Source organism: Paenibacillus violae, assembly GCF_032461945.1.
Taxonomy (GTDB): domain Bacteria; phylum Bacillota; class Bacilli; order Paenibacillales; family NBRC-103111; genus Paenibacillus_E; species Paenibacillus_E violae.
In genome coordinates this window covers 41785-64862 of sequence record NZ_JAWCUD010000003.1, presented here as the reverse complement: position 1 = coordinate 64862, position 23078 = coordinate 41785, and the positions used below count along the sequence as shown (strand labels likewise).

General features: G+C 42.8%; 18 protein-coding genes and 1 pseudogene. 17 read left to right on the top strand and 2 right to left on the bottom strand.

Annotated features, from left to right (window positions below; genetic code table 11):
- Positions 1–47 precede the first annotated feature (47 nt).
- The 4 genes and pseudogenes from RQP52_RS11665 to RQP52_RS11650 all read left to right on the top strand — a co-directional run bounded on the left by RQP52_RS11665 (position 48) and on the right by RQP52_RS11650 (position 7439).
- Positions 48–1799 (top strand): sensor histidine kinase, encoded by a 1752-nt coding sequence (locus RQP52_RS11665; protein WP_315951611.1) that lies wholly within the window; start codon positions 48–50, stop codon positions 1797–1799.
- Between the two features lie 7 nt (positions 1800–1806).
- Positions 1807–3417, top strand: a complete 1611-nt coding sequence (locus tag RQP52_RS11660; protein ID WP_315951609.1) for a response regulator — start codon at positions 1807–1809, stop codon at positions 3415–3417.
- Positions 3418–3442: 25 nt separating this feature from the next.
- Complete coding sequence (locus tag RQP52_RS11655; protein ID WP_315951607.1) at positions 3443–6547, top strand: glycoside hydrolase family 2 TIM barrel-domain containing protein; 3105 nt, start codon at positions 3443–3445, stop codon at positions 6545–6547.
- A 20-nt stretch (positions 6548–6567) separates the two neighbouring features.
- Positions 6568–7439: pseudogene (locus RQP52_RS11650) on the top strand (alpha-L-arabinofuranosidase C-terminal domain-containing protein).
- Between the two features lie 47 nt (positions 7440–7486).
- Here the strand turns inward: RQP52_RS11650 and RQP52_RS11645 are convergent.
- The gene (locus RQP52_RS11645; RefSeq protein ID WP_315951606.1) at positions 7487–10090 is read right to left on the bottom strand and encodes a heparinase II/III domain-containing protein; all 2604 of its coding nucleotides are present in this window, start codon (positions 10088–10090) and stop codon (positions 7487–7489) included.
- A gap of 378 nt (positions 10091–10468) precedes the next feature.
- Here RQP52_RS11645 and RQP52_RS11640 point away from each other — a divergent pair, with 378 nt between their 5' ends.
- The 4 genes from RQP52_RS11640 to RQP52_RS11625 all read left to right on the top strand — a co-directional run bounded on the left by RQP52_RS11640 (position 10469) and on the right by RQP52_RS11625 (position 13242).
- Complete coding sequence (locus RQP52_RS11640; protein WP_315951605.1) at positions 10469–11572, top strand: M48 family metallopeptidase; 1104 nt, start codon at positions 10469–10471, stop codon at positions 11570–11572.
- Positions 11573–11752: 180 nt separating this feature from the next.
- Entirely contained in the window at positions 11753–12232 is a 480-nt protein-coding gene (locus tag RQP52_RS11635) for a DinB family protein (RefSeq protein ID WP_315951603.1), read from the top strand.
- Positions 12233–12266: 34 nt separating this feature from the next.
- A complete protein-coding gene (locus tag RQP52_RS11630) occupies positions 12267–12752 on the top strand; it encodes a dihydrofolate reductase (RefSeq protein WP_315951602.1) in 486 nt (161 codons plus the stop codon).
- A gap of 67 nt (positions 12753–12819) precedes the next feature.
- Positions 12820–13242, top strand: coding sequence for a VOC family protein (locus tag RQP52_RS11625; RefSeq protein ID WP_315951601.1), 423 nt, complete (start codon positions 12820–12822; stop codon positions 13240–13242).
- Positions 13243–13387: 145 nt separating this feature from the next.
- On the opposite strand, the gene RQP52_RS11620 is transcribed toward RQP52_RS11625, so the two are convergent.
- Positions 13388–14026, bottom strand: coding sequence for a DUF1796 family putative cysteine peptidase (locus RQP52_RS11620; RefSeq protein ID WP_315951600.1), 639 nt, complete (start codon positions 14024–14026; stop codon positions 13388–13390).
- A gap of 746 nt (positions 14027–14772) precedes the next feature.
- Here RQP52_RS11620 and RQP52_RS11615 point away from each other — a divergent pair.
- The 9 genes from RQP52_RS11615 (at position 14773) to RQP52_RS11575 (ending at position 23055) form a co-directional block, all read left to right on the top strand.
- A complete protein-coding gene (locus RQP52_RS11615) occupies positions 14773–14883 on the top strand; it encodes a YjcZ family sporulation protein (protein WP_127455728.1) in 111 nt (36 codons plus the stop codon).
- 459 nt (positions 14884–15342) lie between these two features.
- Positions 15343–16017, top strand: coding sequence for a response regulator transcription factor (locus tag RQP52_RS11610; RefSeq protein WP_315951599.1), 675 nt, complete (start codon positions 15343–15345; stop codon positions 16015–16017).
- The gene (locus RQP52_RS11605) at positions 16014–17420 is read left to right on the top strand and encodes a HAMP domain-containing sensor histidine kinase (RefSeq protein WP_315951598.1); all 1407 of its coding nucleotides are present in this window, start codon (positions 16014–16016) and stop codon (positions 17418–17420) included. Before RQP52_RS11610 ends, RQP52_RS11605 begins: the two co-directional genes overlap by 4 nt.
- Before the next feature lie 107 nt (positions 17421–17527).
- The gene (locus tag RQP52_RS11600) at positions 17528–18151 is read left to right on the top strand and encodes an undecaprenyl-diphosphatase (protein ID WP_315951596.1); all 624 of its coding nucleotides are present in this window, start codon (positions 17528–17530) and stop codon (positions 18149–18151) included.
- A 255-nt stretch (positions 18152–18406) separates the two neighbouring features.
- Positions 18407–19324, top strand: a complete 918-nt coding sequence (locus RQP52_RS11595; protein WP_315951595.1) for a hypothetical protein — start codon at positions 18407–18409, stop codon at positions 19322–19324.
- A gap of 75 nt (positions 19325–19399) precedes the next feature.
- The gene (locus RQP52_RS11590) at positions 19400–20137 is read left to right on the top strand and encodes an ABC transporter ATP-binding protein (protein WP_315951594.1); all 738 of its coding nucleotides are present in this window, start codon (positions 19400–19402) and stop codon (positions 20135–20137) included.
- The gene (locus RQP52_RS11585; protein WP_315951593.1) at positions 20130–20876 is read left to right on the top strand and encodes an ABC transporter permease; all 747 of its coding nucleotides are present in this window, start codon (positions 20130–20132) and stop codon (positions 20874–20876) included. Before RQP52_RS11590 ends, RQP52_RS11585 begins: the two co-directional genes overlap by 8 nt.
- A gap of 17 nt (positions 20877–20893) precedes the next feature.
- Positions 20894–22372, top strand: a complete 1479-nt coding sequence (locus tag RQP52_RS11580; RefSeq protein WP_315951592.1) for a sensor histidine kinase — start codon at positions 20894–20896, stop codon at positions 22370–22372.
- Positions 22369–23055 carry a response regulator transcription factor gene (locus RQP52_RS11575; RefSeq protein ID WP_315951590.1) on the top strand — a complete coding sequence of 229 codons (687 nt, stop codon included), beginning with the start codon at positions 22369–22371 and terminating at the stop codon, positions 23053–23055. Before RQP52_RS11580 ends, RQP52_RS11575 begins: the two co-directional genes overlap by 4 nt.
- Positions 23056–23078: the final 23 nt, after the last annotated feature.

The following is a 23078-nucleotide window of genomic DNA, read 5'->3' as shown; positions in this document are numbered from 1 at the left end:
AGCAGCGCGTCTCTTCCTTATTATTGTGCGGAGAAGGGGGATACAGCTTGAACAAATGGTATTATCGGCTTTCGCTCCGCCGGAGGTTATGGATCTTGGTTCTGATGCTGACGGTTGTCTCCATCTCCATCACAGGGATGATGTCGTATTGGATTGCTTTTCGATCAACAGAAAGTGAAGCCTTTATTTCCAGTCAGAATACACTCAATAAAACAGCACGCGTGTTTGACGAGAAGCTTAGACACATCATTGTTACGACTTCTTCCATGATGCTCAGCGACCCCTTCAAGAACGCTATGGAAGATGTTGTTACGAATCATTCAGCTTCCTATTATACGCGGTTATCTTCTTTACAAACGCCTCTAGGGCAAATGAAACTTATAGAGCCTTCGATTCAGTCCGTTTTGATTTACACGCCTGTTGGCGAGATGTACGCCACGAACGATCTTCGCAACGGACAGATTCGTTTCAAAGATACGTTATTTTCACAATATTTGAACACAACCGAACGTGTCGTGTGGTTGGAAGATCATGAGGATCCGCTTTTTTCAGGAAAGTCGAGGGTAATTTCGTTGATCATGAAGCCTGTTACCGAAGCGGACGTTCGTGATGTATATGTCGTCGTTAACGTCAAGGAGGATGCAATAAGCAGAGTTGTTACGGATGGTTTGTTGGATCAGTCTAAAAACTATTACCTGATATCAAACAAAGGCGAAACGGTACTGCCGTTAAGCAGCCAAGCGCCACCTTTTCAAGATGACCCTTCTTTTCTGGATCAGCTAAAGAACCAAGATCGTGGGTTTTTCAAACATGACATCGCTGGTAACAAGTATTTAGTTAATTATGCGAGGCTGACACTGGCGGACAGTTGGACGATGGTCAGCATACAGACGCAGTCGGATTTGCTTCATCAAGTGAATCGCATCAAAACAATCACCTTTTGGATCATGTTATGCTGCGCGATATTGGCTTTCGTGTTATCGAATGTCATCTCAAGCTTTCTCCTGAAGCCGCTCCACAAACTGCAAGGTTTAATGAAGAAAGTGGAACAAAATCAGCTCGATGTGCGTTTCACCAGTAAATATGAAGATGAAGTGACGCAGGTTGGGCTGAAGTTTAACCGAATGCTGGAGGAAATTTCTTCCCTCATTGAGGATGTCAAGGAAGCCGAATATGAGAAACGCAAGATGGAGGTTAAAGCGCTTCAGGCGCAAATTGATCCGCACTTTTTGTATAACACATTGAATACGATCATTTGGAAGTCGGAAACGTCTCAAAACCGGGATGTCACGGAGATGATTACGTCGCTGTCCCTCTTGTTCCAGTTTGGCTTGAATGGCGGGAATGAGATGACTACTTTAACGAAAGAGATGGATCACGTAAGGCAATATTTAATGCTTCAGCAAAAATGTTACGAGGACTTGTTCGAGTATGCCATTGAGCTAAAGGACCCGTCATTGCGGGATGTTCCCGTTTTGAAAATTATTTTGCAACCCTTGGTAGAAAACTCCATCTTGCATGGCTTTCAAAGTATGGAAGGGATGGGGAACATTCGGATATCCATCTCCAAATCTGAGTCTCATCTCATTCTACTGGTGGAGGACAACGGTGCAGGCATGGACGCCCTATCCGTCGATGCGGATATGCGGAGTGAACAGCCGTCGAAGAAAAGCTATGCGCTTCGCAATGTGTATGGGCGACTAAGGCTTTACTACGGAAATAAAGCAGATATTCGTCTGAGCAGCGAGCCTTATGTCTCCACCACGGTGCAACTAACTATCCCATTGACAGGCGAGTGATGAAGCAATGACGACTGAACTTAGAATGTGCGTAATCGACGATATCAAAACCGTCGTGCAGGGTATTGCCAATCAAATCGATTGGACATCTTACGGCGTTTGCATCTCGGGTACTGCGAGCAATGGCGAGCAGGGGATAGAACTGATCAAACAAACGGAGCCGCACATCGTTCTGACGGACATTCGAATGCCCAAAGTAGACGGGCTGGAGATGACCAGGCAGATATTGGCGTGGTTTCCACGAACGAAAATTGTCTTTTTAAGCGGCTATACCGATTTCGAGTACGCGCAGGAGGCGCTTCGTCTAGGTGCGTTCGATTATATTGTCAAACCGTATACCCCGCAAAAAATTATCGATGTTGTTTTGAAGGCGAAGCAGTCCATTGAAGAGGAATTTCATGAAACACAGCGTTATCGTGAAATGGAAAGAAAGCTGCGGGAAAGCTTGCCATTTTTGAGGCAGGAATATTTTCAACTGCTGCTGCAGTTCCGAACGACCCCTGAACAGGCCCAAAAGCGGTGGGATTTTTTAAATATTGGACTTGAGCGAGAGCGATTTATTGTGATGTTGACGGAAATCGATCAGTTCAGTGAGCAAACGGATACGCTGCCTGTTCAGGAGGTCGAACTCATCCGGTTTACGGTTCACAATATTTTGGAGGAAAGCTTGAGGGAGTACACCAAAGGTTTCGTTTTTCGGGATCATACGAACCGATTTGTTGCGATATTTAATCCTTCGGATGCTTATCATGCAGATGTCATTGCGGAAAAATGCCGTGAAAATGTCAATAAATACTCCCGATATACCATATCGATTGGACTTGGAGAAGAAGTACAGGAGATCCATCAAATCTCGTATTCGTATTCTCAGGCGTTCGCTGCCATCTCCTATAATTTCTATACGGGAGGCAATACCGTTTACACGTATCGGGATTTGAGCCCGGTTCATCAAACATTGCCCCGCTATTCTCCCGAGAAGGAGAAGGAGCTTTTTTACTGCTTAAGGTCAGGAAATTTGCAAAAAGCGTGCAGCCTTGTGGATGAACTATTTGAGGAAGCCGTTCATGCCTCGACTCCTCCTGCTCCCGAGGTGGTAAAAGGTATGTGTGATGAGCTGGCCTTTCTAATCAATCGGGTCTTTTCTGAAAAGCTGACGCGCGATGAGATGGAAGGAATTGAACGTTATTTGTATTCCATCAAAAATCTCTCCTCCTATAAGCTGAAGGAACTTCAAGAGAACATTAAGGAATTGTGCAGGTTGGGCTGCGAGTTCATTCAAAAACGCCACGTTGAAGATGTGAACCAAGTTGTCGAGCAAGTGATTGCGCATATACGGCAAAATGTCTCTTCCAACATGACCGTTAATGATTATGCCAAACTGGTTTATTTGAGCGGCAGTTATTTTGCTAATTTGTTCAAAAAAGTGACGGGTATGACAGTAACGCAGTTCGTAACAACGGAGCGGATGGAGCAGACGAAAGCTATGCTGCTTGAAGGAAAGCAGGTTCAAGAGATTGCTCAGGCTCTCGGATATGAGGACAGGCGGCATTTCAGTGAATTGTTTAAGAAACATACGGGGATGACACCCTCAGAATTTAAACAGCTGTATATAAAATGAAAATTTGGCAAAAGAGGTGCTCGATATGCGTCAAAAATACTCTTATCTTCCTCCTAAGAACGGATACCCCGAGTGGAACAATAATCCGGAGATTTTTCAATTGAATCGAATGAAAGCTCATGCGACTTTAATGCCCTATGCCTCGATAGAAGAGGCACTGAAAGGGGACAGAAGCGCATCCCCATCCACGGTTTCACTAAATGGCATGTGGCAATTCAGCTTTGCCGAAACCCCGGAACAGCGTAATAGGAATTTTTACGAAATGGGCTATGATACCAGCGGCTGGGATACGATTCAAGTTCCCGGACATTGGCAGCTTCAAGGTTACGATTACCCGCAGTACACGAATGTTAGATATCCTTGGGAAGGTAAAGAGGATATCAAGCCCCCTTTTGCACCGACGAAGTATAATCCTGTTGGCTCTTATACGCGCACGTTTACGGTACCAAGTGACTGGAAGGATTTACCCGTTTATATTAGTTTTCAGGGTGTAGAATCGGCCTTTTACGTCTGGGTGAATGGTGACTTGGTCGGGTATAGCGAAGATTCGTTTACTCCTGCGGAATTTGACCTGACCCCTTATGTGCACGAAGGTGAAAATAAATTGGCTGTAGAAGTTTATCGCTGGTGCGATGCCAGTTGGTTGGAGGATCAGGATTTCTGGCGGATGAGCGGTATTTTCCGCGATGTTTACTTGTACAGCACGCCGAGAGTGCATATTTACGATTTCAGTGCTGTAGCGGATTTGGACGACGAGTACCGGCACGGTCTTTTGCATATAAAGGCAACGGTGACGAATGCGTTCGGTGAGCATTTAGACAAGCACACGCTGGAAGTCAGCCTTTATGATCAGGATGCGAATCTTGTGCAAGCTTCATTGTCCGCGGACGTCAAGCTGGACGGCGAGAATGAGCAGGAGCTGCGTCTTCGCACAATGCTTAATGACCCCATGAAGTGGACGGCCGAGACTCCGAATCTGTACCATTTGGTTCTATCTCTGAAGGATACATCTGGGGATTTAGTTGAAGCGGTGAGCTGCCGCATCGGGTTCCGCAGATTTGAGTTGAGCGATGGGCTGATGAAGATTAATGGCCAACGCATCGTGTTCAAGGGTGTGAACCGTCACGAGTTTAACTGCGATACAGGCCGCGCCATTCACTATGACGATATGGTTCGCGATATTCAGCTGATGAAAGCCTATAATATCAATGCTGTTCGTACTTCGCATTATCCGAATCATCCGCTTTGGTATGATTTATGCGATGAATATGGGCTGTATGTTATTGACGAAACCAACCTTGAAACGCATGGCAGCTGGTCCAATTTCCAAGAGGAGGAAGGCTGGACAGTCCCTGCGAGCAAACCGGAATGGACGGCAAATGTATTAGACCGGGCAAATTCTATGCTCCAGCGGGATAAAAATCATCCTTCGATCATCATCTGGTCACTGGGCAACGAGTCTTGGGGCGGAGACAATTTTATTAAAATGCATGATTTCTTCCGGTCTAATGATCCGACTCGCTTGGTTCATTATGAAGGCGTCACGCGCTGTCGGAAATCCGATGCAGCTTCTGATATGGAAAGCCAAATGTATACACTTCCCAGCAAAGTAGAGGAGTATGCACTTACTAATCCGAAGAAACCTTTTATTCTATGTGAATATAGTCACGCGATGGGGAACTCGAATGGGAATCTCTTTAAATATTGCGAGCTCTTTGATAAGTATCCCATTCTCCAAGGGGGCTTTATTTGGGATTGGATTGACCAGGCCATCCGCACGAAAACCTCAGAGGGTACCGAGTATCTAGCCTACGGAGGAGATTTTGGTGACACCCCTAATGATGGCACATTTTGCGGGAATGGTCTCATTTTCGCAGATCGCCGTGTAACTCCTAAATTAGCTGAAGTCAAAAAATGCTATCAGAATGTAAAGTTTGAGATGATAGATTTGAATCAGTGCCGTATTCGTATAAAGAACAACTTCCTGTTTACGAACTTAATCGCTTATGATTTAAAATGGGAATTGGCGAAATATGGTATAAATATGGATGGAGGGCTCGTTCCGCTAGCTGTGGAAGCGGGTGACACCGCAGAGATTACACTTCCTATTGGGCTGCCAATGAACGTGAACGCTGGTGAGGAGTGTACATTGACGGTTCAATTGCTAGAGAAGGAGGGTAGAGCTTGGGCGGACGCAGGGCATGAGGTGGCGTTTGAACAGTTCTTGCTTCCAGTTGAGATGAAGGCTGCGCAAACTTCAGAAGTTGGGCAGTTACATACGGAAGAGTCGGAGACGTCTTTTACGGCGTTTGGTTCCGATTTTAGCGTGACGTTCAGCAAGTTGACCGGAGATTTGACTTCCTATTCGTATAAAGGCGTCGAGCTCATGAAAGAAGCTCCGAGGCCAAACTTTTGGCGTGCCAGTATCGATAATGATAAAGGAAATAAGCTCCCGGAACGAAGTAGGACTTGGAAGGAAGCCGGACAGGAGCGTAAGCTTCATGTCATGCGTGTACATTCCTATGCAGATAAGGTAGAAGTAGCGGTTGAGTATATTTTGCCGACGACACACATTTCGTTCTGCAAACTGTTCTATGTCGTGAGGGGGGATGGCAGGATTCAGCTCAGTGAGGAACTGCAGCCTGGTCAAGACCTGCCGGAAATTCCTGAGATCGGCATGATGTTTCAGCTGGATGCCAGCTTTGAGAACCTTGCGTGGTACGGTAGAGGCCCGCATGAAAATCATTGGGACCGTGCGGAAAGCGCAAGGTTGGGGATCTATCAAGGGAAGGTTGCGGACCAATATGTGCCGTATCTGCGCCCTCAAGAGTGTGGGAACAAAACCGATGTAAGGTGGGCCGAGCTCACACGTGCCGATGGTTTTGGCTTACGGATTGAGGGAGCCAAGGCTGTGGAGCTGAACGCGCTGCCTTACACACCGTCTGAGCTGGAAGCGCACGATCATATGTATAAGCTGCCTCCCAGTGACAAAATCGCGCTGCGAGTTAACTACCGGCAAATGGGGGTCGGCGGCGATGATAGTTGGATGTCGAAGACGCATCCGGAGTTTACCCTTTATGCAAACCGCAGTTACGCCTATAGCTTTTCTTTTAAAGGTATAACGCACTAATTGAATAGGAGGAAAAGGCAATGACACTACAAGCATCCATGATTGTCGACAAAGACTTTATTCTCGATGAGGTTGATCCGCGGATATACGGTTCTTTTATCGAACATTTGGGTCGTGCCGTATATGGAGGCATTTATGAACCCTCCCATCCAACAGCAGATGAACGCGGATTCCGCCGGGATGCCCTGGAGGTTATTCGGAGATTACAGGTTCCGATCATTCGATACCCTGGCGGGAACTTCGTATCCGGTTGGACGAATGGAACGTATGGAATTCGATCGGCACCAGCCGTGCTACGGAGCGCTGGCAGATTGCGCCGGCCGAATTCGAGGACACTTACACCCTTGAGGATGCCCTTGCCGTTGGCTGCTTTTTGATCACTATGCTCAAGCATGCCGATCGGGTGAAAATGGCGTGTATGGCACAATTGATCAATGTCATCGCACCTATCATGACCGAGAACGGTGGGCCTGTCTGGCTGCAAACGACCTATTACCCATATCTGCATGCTTCTCTTTACGGTAGAGGAAAAGTGCTGCACCCTGTTATCCGATCGCCGAAATACGACTCCAAAGACTATACCGATGTTCCGTATTTGGAAGCCATCAGTGTTTATAACGAGGAACAGAGTCAAATTACGGTTTTTGCTGTGAATCGTCATCTGACCGAAACGCTTGATCTGGCTATCAATCTTCGCAGCTTCCGTGAAGTTAGGTTAGTCGAGCATTTGGTGCTTGAACATGATCATCTGAAAGCTACCAATACCAAGCTTCACCCGGAAAATGTGATCCCACATAACCAAGGAACTGAAAGAGCCGAAGACGGACATATTCATGCTAGGCTATCTAAAAGTTCGTGGAATGTGATTCGTTTGGACGTTATAAAGGAATAAATAACAAAAAAGGTCAGTCGATGTAGTGTCGATTGACCTTGTTTGTGTTACACGTTAGTGAGAAGGACAGCAAGCCTGCCGGCGTCCACCTGAATGTGACATTCACCGTTGTGTTTGGGGGAGTAGGATACCTTGTCGTGGGGATTCAAAAGTGTTGCTCCAGCTTGGCAGCAGAAAGTGTGCGACTGTTCTGTCCCGTTCACTAACAAATAGAACAACGTTTGTTCATCCCGAAGTATTTTGTACATCCGAAGTTCAGGGTAATCGGTATCAGTTAGCAAAGATTGTATGATAAATCCGGGCGTTTCGTGGGTCTTCGGATAGAGCAGAGTCAGGTAATCACGGCTGCAATCAGAGTGGTTATTACTGCCGCCATCAGCACTGCAATCGTTGCTACCACCGCCACCACCATCACTGCTATCACCATCCCCACCACCATCGCAGCTAATTCGGAAGTGTTCTTGAACTGTTAGGGGATAGGCGCCGGATACGGCTCCGTGATTTTTAGATACTGAAATGCCGTTTGGCTCAAGGAAAGTAACTTCCAATTTCATTTCATTTAAGCAATGGGCAGTGATTCGGTTCATCTCTATATCCGACGAGGTGCTCATCGTATGCAGATTCCAGACGCTATTGTTCTGACTGCGAATATGATCCCAAACCACATATATATCAACACCGGCTTTCACATAGGCAAAGTGACGATGGTAAGCTTCCGCATGGACATCTGGAATTTTGCTTCGAACATAATCCAGTTGATTCGAAAAGAAAACTTCCTCACAGAGACTTTTCAGCGGGCCATTTTGTATGACTCCTGCTTCGTCTATGAATTGAACCACGTTATGCGCGTGTCCGTTCACATACCAGTGGCGGTCTCCATTGTAGTACCCACCCGTTCCAGGGTCCAGCGTCAGTGGGGTTCCGTTCGCCCATAGGGAGAAATGCCCCTCATCGTGATGGGCATGATAGGTTAGCGGTGAAGCTTCGAAGATGGCATAGTTCTCACGACCCCACACACCGGAATGTTGGCGGAAAATAATATAACCCATCCCTTGATAGTGGACGGAAGTCAGCGTAGGTGCTTCTAGAGGAAGCTCTGGCTGTGGGTAGAGAAGTGCGAGCAGGGTACAGGGATAAGCACCCGTATCTCGGACCACGCCTCCCCCATGCTGCCATGCCCACATCATTTCCCGACTAAACTGTGAATCCGTTGTGGCATAAAAGGGCGCTGCGTAAGCGAACAAACGGAACCACTGGTCGTCAACTGTTGAATCGCCAACAGCAGGAGACAGCAGTTTAGGTTCAGAGTCCGGTCCGCCTTGAACGTTATCCTTCGGAGTCACCGTGTCGATTAAGAAACGGTACATCTTTTTTACCTTGTCTCGTGACCAGTAGTCCACGCCCTTTTGTCGCTGCAGCAGCGTGAAAAACATAAAGTACCTATGCAGCACTGCGCCATGGTAACGGATATTTTCAGGCCATGCGCCATCCTGGTCTACGACATGCTCCAGCTGCCAATCGACGACAGCGCAGGCATGGGCCAGATAGTCATCAGCAAGCTTCTCTTCAGGGAAAATGAGCGCGTAGATCCCGAGGCCAGTAGCGCGGTCCGCGTTCCAGTTGCTCCGTTTGCCGCCCTTTTCATCCGGAAACTGCTCCAGATCGAACTGGTAATATGTAGTGTCCATCATCATTTCGGCTATATAACGGAACTTAGAATGAATGTCTGCGTTCTCATGTGGAAGGATGACGCCTGAGTCAGCAATCTGGTCGTATATGACCGATAACACCGCGATGCCCCGTCCTATATGGACGGCTCCGTAAGTATCATCATCATGCCAGCCAGTTGCTTTGAAAATATCCATGCCCTGGCACATATCCGGCAGCATGTACAGAATCTTCCGTTTGGCCCGCTCTGCGTACACCGCATCCCCAGTTACCATATAGACGTCTGCATCCGCTCCAGCTGTCTCCAGCAGGACAGCCCAATTGGTCGGTGTCTTGCGGTTAAAGGAGGGCGAAGTATATACCTCATCCAGAGGCTGACCGGCAGCGTCCAGGAACCTGACTTCGATGTTGATGCCGCCTTCCGAGAAGAGTTGATCCAATCGAAGAGTCGTCTGAATGCTGTAGTGTTCCTTGCTATGCACAGGGATCTGATCCGTAATTGACAGTTGCATGTGGTCGTTATTTGACAAGTTCTTCACGTGCAAGCACTGCCCTTGTCCGGGGGGTTCGGAAGATTGAAGGGAAGTTGAGCTTGTAAAGGAGTACGGCGATGCTACCCATCCGAAAAAGCCGTGATCGAACCTGCCGTTTGCGAGCGGAATAGGCAGTCCTTTTTCCGAATGGGTAAGCTGCACTTGGTTGATCCAAACTTCTCCTTTTCCCCGAATATGTAAAGCGAACTTCAGATAGGCAGCGTGCTCCGGCGTTCGGAACACAAAAGGAACGGTTCGGAAAGCGTATATCCGTTGAATAGGCAAGGACAATTCCTCATTCGCAAATGCATCGGACAACTTCCATTGCCGCTCATATTCCTGCCGTAGCTTAGGCTGCACGATAATTCGATTGCGAATACCCTCAAGCTGCTCCGCACCGTAGCAGGCGAATGGACGATTGGCCGTCGCAATCTTAGATTGGTTTGTCATTTCACGTACCCCCGAGTGGTTAATGTTTACCTATATAAACACTATATCATCTGCTTTTTTCTAGTGAGGGGGACAATCCATGTTAGGAAGGGGGGCAAATCAACTGAAATGATGGCGTCAATAATTTCTTTAATTACATATCTATCAATCTTTAATATAATGAGCTATAAAGAGAAACAGGGTGGGATAAATTCACTAATGAGTTCAAACATTGAAAATCTGGAAACAACAATATGCCCAAATTGTATGGAGAAAACTCCCGTACTCAAAGGCTTTATGACATGGTGCGATAAATGTGAGTGAAATGTAAAGGCTGATGATAAAAAGGGTAAACCAAGAAATGTTTTTGAACGAACCTATTTGCAGGTTGGCGAGAAAATGGGTTCCGATTTACTACAGACTTTGATTATTAAAGGTAGTTTACACACAACGTATTCGTGGATGCGCCTGTTTACCTATCTTGCCGCTTCTGTTGTTCATTTGTTCAGTTTGTTTCTTTTCGTAAGTGGGATACTCCTGGTCGTTTTCAATGTTCAAAATATCATTATTCTAATTTTTGGTTGTATATTATTGGTATTTGCATGGGTGACTAGACCTCGTTTCCATAAATTGAATGAGAAAACATTGGCGAGAGAGGCATTTCCAGCTCTATATCGCGCGATGGATGATATCGCTAAAGCAATGGGATCAGATCGTGTGGAAGGCGTTGTGATAAACGAAAAGTTTAATGCCTCCTACAGAGAAATTGGCTTGGGCCGGAAAAAAATCATTACATTAGGACTGCCATTAATTCAAATTCTTGATGAGAAGGAGTTAACTGCATTAATTGCACACGAGTTAGCTCATGGTATCAATGGGGATCAAAACAGAAGTTACTGGGTGGGGGCCGCTTTTTTTACGTTAACTTACTGGTATTCCGTTATACGACCTGATCGGCTTTGGGATCCCGGTTATCGGCTTCTTGCTTTTTTCATGTTTTTTGCGAATCTGGTTCTGTTAGCAGTATCCCAATTCATTTATTTCCTTCTTTATGTCCTTTGCCATTTATTTTGGCAAGATTCGCAGCGTGCTGAGTATTTAGCCGATCAACTCGCGGCTCAGACGGCAAGCCCTAAAGCCACGGTATCCTTATTAAATAAGCTGCATCTGGACGCCATGTTCGAATTTACGATTTTAAAAGTAATCAATTCAAAGAGAATAGGACATTTCTTCGAAGACTTTCAGGAGCAAATCAGGATTTTACCACAAAGGGAAATGGAAAGGTTAAAGCGAGCTTCCGTAAAAGCGGGGGCGCGGCTAGATGCGTCACATCCTCCTACTGCAAACAGAGTCTCTTTCATCTGCAACTTAGAGCAAGAAGAGCCGTTATACAGAATGGATAAGGAAACTTTTGAACAACTGAATGCTGAATTAGATCAATTAAAATCATCTATGGAACAGAAGCTTATTGATTATTATAAAAGATATGTATTATTGCAGTGATGGTTATCGTGCGTATAATTAGCCATATCAAACTAAATAAGAAACCCACAAACCAAGTTGTGGGTCTTTTTTTTTGCAATTAAATTAAAATGTCTGCACAAAATTATATCTTCACAAACGAACGTATATTCGGTATTATAAAGATGGATTATTATTCCAAAATGAATTGGAGACTTCGAGATGATTAGCTTGGATAGAAGTACGATTCTTCAGTATAAAAAATTTACAGAGTGGACGGATACCTTACAGGATGTACAAGAGAGCGCCTGGTTACAACCTATAGCTGAAAGAAAAGCATCTGTAGGAGAAATTATTTCGCATCTGAAAAATTGGGATAGTTACCTTATCACAACGATCATACCAGCAATTAAAGCGGGTGAAGGAATGGTATTTCCGGATTTCGATTCATTTAATGATATAGCTTATGAATATGCCAGATCAGGAATTTCCCAAAATCGTCTGCTCGATGAATTTAAGCTAACACGCCTTCAGTTAGTTGAAATACTTTTAGCGGAAACAGAAGTTGTATTTAAACGTGTTACAGTGAATGGAGTAGAAACTTGCCCGCATACAGGTACACCTTATTCTTTGCTTTACATCATTCACGAATTTAATGATCATGACAAGCACCATAAAAATCAAATTTTAGAGGTAATATAATTTTATAAAGCAAACATGTTAAAGGGTGGAGTAAGTGGAGATATATTTAATTGCCGCAATGGACAAAAACAGAGTTATTGGAAAAGACAATGACATTCCATGGAGGATCCCTAATGACTGGCGGTATGTTAACAAAATAACAAAGGGGCATACAATTGTATTGGGGAGAAGAAATTTTGAATCCATTGGAAAGGTACTTCCCGATCGTAGAAATATTATATTAAGTAGAGATACAGAGTTAAACATAGAAGGTTGTGAAATGGCGCATTCCATCCAAGAAGTTTTTGATTTATGCCAGAATGAAGAGAAGATATTCATTTTTGGAGGAGAACAGATTTACAAACTGTTTATGCCATATGTAAAAAAAATGTATGTAACAAAAATTCATCATGAATTTGAAGGAGATACCTATTTTCCGGAGATTGATTTTAGTGAATGGAAGGAAATATCCGTTGAGAAAGGGATAACTGACAGTAAGAATCCTTACACTTATTTTTTTCATATTTATGAAAGAAATTAGAGTAGAACGAATGGCAGTATTGCGTGCTGTTACTTGAAAATTATTACTCTTTCGGGAGGAGTCAATTATGATTCAATCAATTGTTCATATTGCTCTTGTGGTAAAAGATTATGATGAAGCAATAGATTTTTATACAAAGAAGTTGAACTTCACTTTAGTTGAGGATACCTATCAACCTGAACAAGATAAACGATGGGTAGTAGTTTCCCCGCCAGGTTCTGTTGGCACCACATTATTGCTTGCGAAAGCATCGAAACAGGAACAAGATATGTTTATTGGAAACCAGACAGGTGGTAGAGTTTTTCTGTTTTTAAGCACGGACGACTTCTGGAGAGATTATAATGACATGGTGGCAAAAGGAATTGAGTTCGTTAGAGAGCCCAAAGAACAATCCTATGGAATTGTCGCTGTATTTAAAGATCTATATGGAAACCTATGGGATTTGCTTGAGTTAAGTGAGGATCATCCTATTTATAAGAGAATAAAGTAGCTTCCATTGAAGCTAACCGCTAACGAATAACGTTAGTTCAAACAAACCAGGAGCAGATCGCCGCGGCAACTGCTCTTTTCATCATTGAGCATACTTAAGGACTTCTTTTAACACTCCCCAAAAAGAAAATGTTGCAGGGCTAGACTCAACGAAGGGACGAAGCTTTCAATTTAAAGCCGTTCATACACGTATCCCAAGCTTGGTTATATCCTCTCCAGTCTTCACCTTTTGGTAGGAGCACCGAGCTAATTCCAGCTAGCCCCCAATCCTCGTAAATCACGTCTTTGCTGTCTTTCTGGTGGTTATTCACGATCAGAAGGTGGAATTTTCCATGCTTCAGCCTTCTTATTGCTGCGTGTAGCTCCTGCGCTTCCTTTTTTGTAGAATTGGTTCTAATAAAAAGAATGGGTTGACCTTGTATAGTTCTCAAAAACCGATCTACGCGTCGATTGAGCTTTTGTTTAAACGCGGGGTAAGCCTCCCTCCATCGCCCCGCAGTGAGATAAAGAGGGAAGTCATGGAAGGATATAACGCCACTTCCGTTATCTCTTACAACAAAGCATTCATAGGTAGTGCCAATGAGTTCAAGCTGGCTAAGTTCCATAAATCCGTTGAAACGATGATCTATCAAACGAACCACTTCCCCGATCGAATCGGAAACAAACCAATCTAAGGGACCCGCATATTTTCGTAAGCCCAGTCTTTTAAGCTGATAGGCTGTTTGACATGTAGAACCGAGACTAATGTAGGCCTTATAACCACCTAGGGAATCGCGCCATTTCATAACTTTCACTCCCTTTTCAACATCCGATCTCCTTCACAATGATGAGTAGAATTAAATTATGCAAAAAATTAAAATTCCGCTTGGGTAAATGTGTAGTGCAACCTGTTATTTCACTACCTCAGAACAATAATTGAAAAATGAAGCAGAATATAGACTTATGCCCAAGCAATGATCACATACCCAGCGTATGATTATACCGTAGTTAAAATTTATTTGAGGGGAATGACTAGATATGAGTGGTGCAAGTTGTGCAGGTTATGGTGTTAACAACGCAGCAGCTGTTCTGGTTCTCTTTATTCTTTTGGTTATTATCTTGATGACTTTTGCAATCTAAATCGACATCGCAAAAAAACGGTCTTATCGCAAATAGATGCGATACAGACCGTTTTTTTGTCGTTTAAATGAGGGTGCCAGGTGAGTTGGGTACTGGCTGGAAATATCAAAAAGGCCACCCTTATTCATCAACTAAGGGTGACCTTTTTATGGTAAACGAAGGTGAAATATGAGATGAATTGCCTGTGGTGGTTTCATATATAAGATTCAACATTAAAAATAATGCGTGGGCAAATGGCAGGAGTTTGCACTTATTTTTTTCGGGGATGTTATATAAAAGTGGACGATCCGAAAATCTTTATAATAAATGCCGGTTATTTAATACTCAATTTGGTACATACGTCCAATCAATCATTACGTAACCAACATATTTTATACCGTAGTGACATTTCACCAGAGGGGAATGAGTATACATGGGAGCAGTAGGTTATGGTGGTAGTTGTGCAGGTTATGGTAACAACGCAGCAGCAATTTTGGTTCTCTTTATTCTTTTGGTCATCATCACATCCGCATTTGTATGGTAATTTCTTAATCTAATTGAGAAAAGCAAAAAACGGTCCATTCGCGAAACAGTCGCGAACACGGGCCGTTTTTTCTTGTTGATCATGTATGCTCGGAAAATAAGGGAACCCGGGGCCGTTACTCCTGGCAAAATCGACCGTTTCCGCGCGTTAGCAGAACTACAGGGCCCTATTTACCTGCCATTCTCCGTTTTCCCTGCGAAAACGGAGAAATAGCGGACGCTAGTTCCCTGCAGCTGCGAAATGCCCACTATACGGTAAAATAGCGGCCTGTAGTTGCGTTAATTGCGATAGCGTGTGTCGCTACATATATCGTCTTATGAATAATTCTCATTAAATTCTCATTTCTTATCGTTAAAATAGTTCATTGGGATGATACTGTATAGAAAAACATCTTGATCTTAAAACTACTTGGGGATACAAGCACTGGTAAACCTTAACTTATGAATCAGGGAGATAACGATGAAACGAATATTGCTCATTGAAGATGAAAAAAACCTAGTCCGATTTATTCAACTGGAGCTGGAGCATGAATTGTTCGAAGTGCAGGCCGCTTATGATGGTAAAAAAGGATTGGAATTAGCGCTTCAAGAAGAGTGGGACTTAATATTGTTGGATCTCATGCTGCCGGGACTTCATGGTATTGAGGTGTGTCGACGGATACGTGCTGCCAAGAAGACACCGATCTTGATGTTGACAGCCAGGGATAGTGTTGTTGATCGCGTATCTGGCTTAGATAGCGGTGCAGATGATTATATGCCCAAGCCATTTGCCATTGAAGAATTATTAGCACGAATAAGAGCTATTTTTCGCCGTACGGAGTTAGAAAGAAATGACGCGCATGAAAAGCTTTCTTTTCAGAATATTACTGTCGATTTGGATGCCCATATTGTATATAAGGATCAAGAAATTGTTGCGCTTACGAAACGCGAGTTCGATCTATTAGTGATGTTCATGAAAAACCATAATCTTGTCTTAACACGTGATATGCTTTTGGATCAAGTATGGGGGTATGATTCTTTAGTTGAGACGAATGTTGTCGATGTCTATGTGAGATATTTGCGAAACAAACTAGGTTATAACGGGGAAACAAATTTAATTCATACCATAAGAGGAATAGGATATGTAATGAGATGATTGAACGTCTAAGAATGATGATTCGGCGCCTTCCGATCAAGTGGAAGCTCATGTTTGGAGCTACCGCGTTAATCTTTTTGATATTTGTAACCTATAATTTTGCTCAATACGTAGTGCTTAAACAATGGATGTTGAAACAAGAGAAAGATCAAATCCAAGTCAATATGATTCAGCTTGAAGACTATTTTCACGAGAAATTAAACAGGACAGAGACTTTGCAAATTTCAGATAGCCGATCTTATTTAGAGAAAATTATTGGAAAAAACCAATTGATACGCATCCTTGATAAGGATGGAACTTCATTGCTGACGGTTTCAAATCATTTTGATGAGAACTGGGTTTCACGGAAACCAACTAGTTCACAAGAGCTAACCGACATTACCCATCAGGAAGAGCACATTTTAATATACAGGAGTCCACTGATTACCGCTGACTTTGTTGGGACTATTGAGTTGGCAAGTAATTTGGAAACATTCGATCATTTTAGCGAGACGATTTTATGGGTAATGGTAGTCGGTGGTGTGCTGGCTATTTTTATTAGCGGACTTGGTGGTTTAGCCATTGCGCGGCAGTTCATGCGTCCGATTCGGACGTTGGCATCAACTATTCAGAGTGTCAAAGAGAATGGACTTAAGGAGCGAGTTGTGCAGATAGAAAATGGGGACGAATTATCTAGTTTGGCGAAACTTTTTAATGAATTGATGGATCAACTGGAAGTTTCCTTTCGTCAACAGAAACAGTTTGTTGAAGATGCTTCCCATGAACTTCGAACGCCCATAACCATTTTGGAGGGTCATTTATCGCTCTTAGATCGCTGGGGCAAATCCGATCCTGTTGTGCTCGATGAATCATTGTCAGCATCACTTCAAGAGATTAGGCGTTTGCGAGGTATTGTGCAAGAATTACTGACATTAACGAGAGCAGAGTCTCAATTCTCATATGAAAATAGAGAGCCAACCCAGCTTGAGCCTATTATTCATGAGACGCTAAAAAGATTGGAACTGCTCCATCCGGATTTTGTATTTGAAGTGAATTTAGAAAAAATTAAAGATGTTTTCATAATGATAAACCCATTGCATGTCGAGCAAATTCTCTTAATCGTTTTGGATAATGCCGTCAAATACACGACGGAAGATAAGAGAGTTTTAATTGAAGGAACAACAGGTAAAAATGAAGTTGAAATAACCATTGCAGATCATGGAGTTGGAATTCCCAAAGAGGATGTGGCACATGTCTTCGACCGTTTCTACCGTGTGGATAAGGCAAGAAGCCGTGAATTAGCAGGAACTGGACTTGGATTAAGCATCGCTAAGCGTCTCGTCAATAATTATCAGGGGGAAATAACGGTCAGTAGTCAGGAGAAAGTTGGAACAAAAGTAAGTGTGAAGTTTCCAATCTTATAAATTTATATAGTTATGTTTTCTCATTTTCCTCTCATTTTCCTCTCATTTTCATCATGTAAAGTTATTGTAATGTCTTCTTGGAGGCATCTACTATAATTAAAGGATTGATGAAAATGAGTTTTGCTCAGTTGGACTATCAGTTGTTTCAAATGGTTAATGGATTAGGACGCACGATGGATGTTCTAAATCCTGTTATGCGTATGTTTGCTTCTTATGCTGAGTACGTATTTTACATTGGCATAGTGATTTATTGGTTTACTAGGCATCGAATCCAACGCCAAATGGTTGTGCAATCGCTTGTTTCTGCTTGTGTAGCCTTTGCATGCAGCGGAATTATCGGGCATTTCTTCTATCGAGATCGCCCCTTCGTTACGCATGCGGTGCTTCAATTGATTGAACATCCAGCCAATGCTTCATTTCCAAGTGACCATGCCACTGGGGCTTTTGTCATTGCTGCTTCGATTTGGAGTTTCCGTAGAAAAGAAGGATTGGTGTGGCTTGTCTTAGCAGCGTGCATTGCTTTCTCGAGAGTATGGACAGGGGTTCATTACCCATCAGACGTTTTGGCAGGAGCAGTGCTCGGCATAGCTGCCGCGGCTGTTGTACATCAATTATTAACTAGTGTTCCAAAAGTGCAAAACATGCTATTCCAAGTTATTCATTGGTATGAAGTTGTGGAGAACAAAGTTTGGAAGAAGAAACTCGTAAGCGAATATTCAACGAAACTATAACTCTCTATAAATCCGTTCAAGTGATGAACGGATTTTTATTTTTAATAAATGGATAGTTAAGAAAGTTTTAAGAATTGGTTCATAAGCGTTTCATTTTTAATGCCTATGATTTAGAGGTAAGCCCAATACCAAAAAGGAGAGACTTTGAGTTACACTCAAAGATCCCAAAGCGGAGAGACTTTGAGCTCCACTCAAAGATCCCAAAGCGGAGAGACTTTGAGCTCCACTCAAAGATCCCTATATTAGGAGGAAATCATGAAAAAAAAGTGGATAATGTTAGGTAGTGCTGTTGGGATTAGCAGTATTGTTATGGTGACAACTGGGTTTAGCGCAATGGCGAGTACATCCGGGTATGAAGCTTATAAATCAGCGCTTAAAAACACCAAAACGGTTCAAAATGTTGCAGTACAAGCAGAAGCGGCATTGCAAGATAATGGAGCAGTGCTTGCTAGTGCGAACGGAAGTTTTAAAGTAAGTCTAGATTCGAAAACAGCAAGTGGTAGCGCAAATGTATCGGTGAATGGTAATCAGCAAGCACTTAGCTTCTATAAGGAAGCGAACCAAACTGTACTTAAATCAGCTGCCAGCGATGTGTATTTCGTGAAACAAGAGAACGAGAAGAAACACAAAACCGAGAATAAGCTGAATGAAACGGAAATTCCTCAGCAAATTGAAACGGTCATCGATGCGTTAGTCGGCAATCTGAAAGATTATGTAGCTGTTGATACGAAGGATGATGGTTCCAAAGACATTTCTATTCAACTGGATAACGCGCAAATTCCAACTGTAGTAAATGCATTGGCGCCAATCGCTATTAAAGAAGCTACTAAGACCGAACACGACGGCGAAAAGAATGATGATGCTGTTCAGGCGAACGCATTACCATTTCAAGAGGATTTCCTGAAAAATGCAGCTCCTCAACTGACACAAGACATCAAAATTGAACATGTATCGATCAAAGCAACAGTGAATTCAAGTAATTATCTTTCTCATCAAGAAGCGGATCTAACCGTATCTGGCAAAGATGACGCAGGCACCGTACATCAAGTGACTCTGCACCTTCAAGCGAATCTGTCGGATTATAATCTTACAAAACCCGAAACCGTTGATCTTACTGGAAAAACGGTGCAAACGTTGAAGCATGATCACCAAGGTAAGCAAGAACATGAATGATTTACTAGGTTAGATGCTCATGCAGACAGGCTTCCCTGTTGAAGCTTGTCTGCTGTTCATGAATGGGGGAACCAAATGAATATCATTTTAGAAACAACTAATTTATGTAAAGAATATGCCAATAAACGTGGAATTCGGGATATGACGCTTCGGCTATATGCTGGTGATGTGTATGGTTTGCTCGGTCCAAACGGTGCAGGGAAAACGACATTTTTAAAATTGATAACGGGTTTAATTCGACCGGATCAAGGAACAATTACTTTGTTTAATAATAGAATTCCCGAACATTTTGAAGCGGGTATGCAGCATGTAGGCACGATGGTTGAATCGGCGGATTTTCATAATTTTCTTACAGCGAATCAGTATTTAGAATTAGTAGCTCGTTTCTACCCAGCTGTCGTATCGAAACGAATCGAAGAAGTATTGGATCTTGTAGGCTTGTTAAAAGTGCGCAAAGAAAAGATAAAAGGCTATTCCACAGGCATGAAACAAAAATTAGCGCTTGCCGCGGCTATATTACCTGAACCGAAACTCGTCATACTAGATGAGCCTACGAATGGATTGGATATTGAAGGAACCGTGATGTTTCGAAAATTAATCAAGCAGTTGTCCACAGAAATGGGAACCTCATTTCTAATTTCGAGCCATATGATTCACGAGTTAGAACAGTTATGTAATCGAGTGGGAATCGTCATAGGGGGGCAGCTGAGAAGAGAAGGATATGTCTCTGAATTATTACAAAAAAATCAATCCTTGGAGCAATTCTATATCGATGAGCTTCAGCTTCCAAAGGAGGACAACGCGAGTGCATAGATGGCGTGCTGCTTACTTAAATGAACTTTACTTAATGTTTTATCGAAAAAAAGTCGTGATGTTTGCTATCTTTTCAGCTCTATTGCCGATCGTACTTGCTGTTTCTCTTCAAGCATTACAGCCTTTTCTTGGACTTTTTGCAGTTAGCCAATCTTTTCCGATTGAGATGCTATCGATTTATACGAGCATTTGGATCCCACTCTTGATCCTAACCATTACGGCTGATTTATTCCCTGGTGAAGTAGGATCCAGAACGATGAAACTTGCTTTACTACGACCAAATTCACGTTTTCAAGTATATGGAACAAAAGCGGCTGCTCTTGTCACTTGTATTGCTGGTATCCTGATTGTACTTGGCATCGTAACCTCTATTTGCAACATTTTTGCTGGAACCACATCTAGTTTCACGGAAACAATGGGAATGTTGAAAGCCTATGTTGCAGCTTTTGTTTCTATGGTAGCCATATCGTCTTTGTTTGTATTTGTTTCACAGTTTTTCAAATCAGCCAGCGGATATATGGTTTTTGCACTCATTCTTTTTGCTGCAGCTAAAATAGCTCCCTTCTTGCTGCACAATTTCGCTGCATTTTCACCAACATCGTATACAGACTGGCATATGTTATGGTTAAATCAGTCTGTCTCCAATGGTAAATTAGTAACGACTTCACTTTTCTTGGTTTCAAGTTGTATGTTGTTCATGGCACTAGGTTACTATAAATTCGACCGAAAAGAAGTATAAATAAACGGGGTCTGCACATGTCAATTCGTCTAAAGTTATTGCTTTCCTATGCAGCCATGCTGCTAATTCCACTCGTAATGATGATCATCACAGCCATATCATTAATCGTGGTATTTCGTGGAGATTTCCAAGGTATTCGCGAACAAGTGAGCTCGGGGGTCGGACTATTCGAGAATCAGAATCTGGAGCATACTTTCAAGGAAATGAAACGAACCTCGGAGAAAAATCCAACCATGCTTGCCGACCTGACTTATCTGGCTGACATCGATCAAGAACTGCAAACCAATAACTCAAGGATGATTGTACGAAAAGATAATACGTTTGTATATGTATCTCCAACCTTAGTAAATTCAGATGTATTTCAGCAATTGCCTGCATTTAAGCATCCTGGCCATCCGGAACACGAAGATGCCAAACATATTGGGAAAGAATTGCTGGAGATTAGTTCTTTTGATTTTTATTTTTCCGATCAGCAGGCCGGAAGTGTCTTTATTATTACGAGTGTTAATCCGTTAGTTAACTTTACACAGAAATTTTTCCCGGTTCTTTTTATAACGCTCCTTATTATATTAGTTCTGACGCATAGCTCATTAACTTATTTTGTTTCTAAAAGTATTATTTCACCCCTAAGCAAATTAAAGAATGCAATGAAAAGGATCCAATCCGGTGATCTGGATTTCCAAGTTCAGATAACAAGTGCGGATGAGATCGGGCAGCTCAGCATAGCCTTCGAACAAATGCGCAAGCAGCTGAAAGAATCTATTCAAACGCAAGTTCAATATGAAGAAAACCGAAAAGAATTGATTTCTAACATTTCGCACGATATTCGGACCCCGCTTACGGCTATTAGAGGTTATATCGATGGACTAGGTGATGGAATTGCCGATACCACGGACAAAAGACAAAAATACATCGAAATCATTTCATCCAAAGCGGAAGAGATGGATCATTTAATTGATGAACTATTTCTTTATTCCAAACTGGATTTAAAGCGAGTGCCGTTTAACTTTGAAGTCGTCAACTTCTCCGATTTTCTAATGGATTGGTCGGACGAACTTGAATTTGAACTCCATAAAAAAGGCATTCATTATCAGTCAGATATCGCAGTTGACCAGCGGACACTGGTTTCTATTGATCGAGACAAAATGAGACGTGTCTTTTCTAACATTGTAGACAATTGTTTAAAATATATGAACAAAGCCGAGAAATCCATCACTTTGCATGCAAAGACTGCAGGGACAAGCGTCATCATAGAAATTAGGGATAACGGGGCTGGTGTAGAAGCAGAAGCGCTCCCATATATTTTTGATCGCTTTTACAGGGCAGATCCGTCTAGGAACAGCAACAATGGGGGAAGCGGTTTAGGGTTAGCGATTTCCAAACAAATGATCGAGGGACACGGCGGGGCCATTAGCGCACAAAGTATGAAAGGCCAATGGACTTGTATTACCATAAAATTACCGCAAAAGACGCGCAAAGACGGTGGGAATGAATGAAACAGGTACTTATTGTTGAAGATGAACAGCTTATTGCAGAACTTGAACGTGATTATTTGGAGGTAAACGGATATAAGGTCGATATCGCAACTGACGGCGAACAAGGCCTTAAGTTGGGTCTTAGTGGAGAGTTCGACTTAATCATTCTAGATGTCATGCTACCTTTGTTAAATGGATTTGAAGTATGCAAGCAAATTCGTGAGAAATATCAGATTCCAATCTTGATGGTTACTGCCAAAAAAGAGGATATTGATGTTATTCGTGGACTTGGTCTAGGGGCAGATGATTATATTACCAAGCCTTTCAAGCCAGGTGAGTTAGTAGCAAGGGTTAAAGCACATTTAGCACGATACGAACGATTAATTGGTACCAAAGAAAATAAAGATGAAATTCGCATACAAGGACTTTTAATTGATAATAGTTCCCGTCGGGTATTTGTTCATGATCAGGAGATTAATATAACAACCAAAGAATTTGATTTGCTCTATTTTCTAGCTACGAATCCCAATCGAGTCTTTAGTAAGGATCACCTATTTGAACGGATTTGGGGATTTGATGCTATGGGAGATGCCCAGACGGTTACGGTCCATATCCGTAAATTAAGAGAAAAAATTGAAGTAGATCCATCTAATTCGCAATACATTGAAACGGTATGGGGAGCAGGTTATCGGTTTCGGTTATAAAAGTATGTGATGAAAGGTGGTAG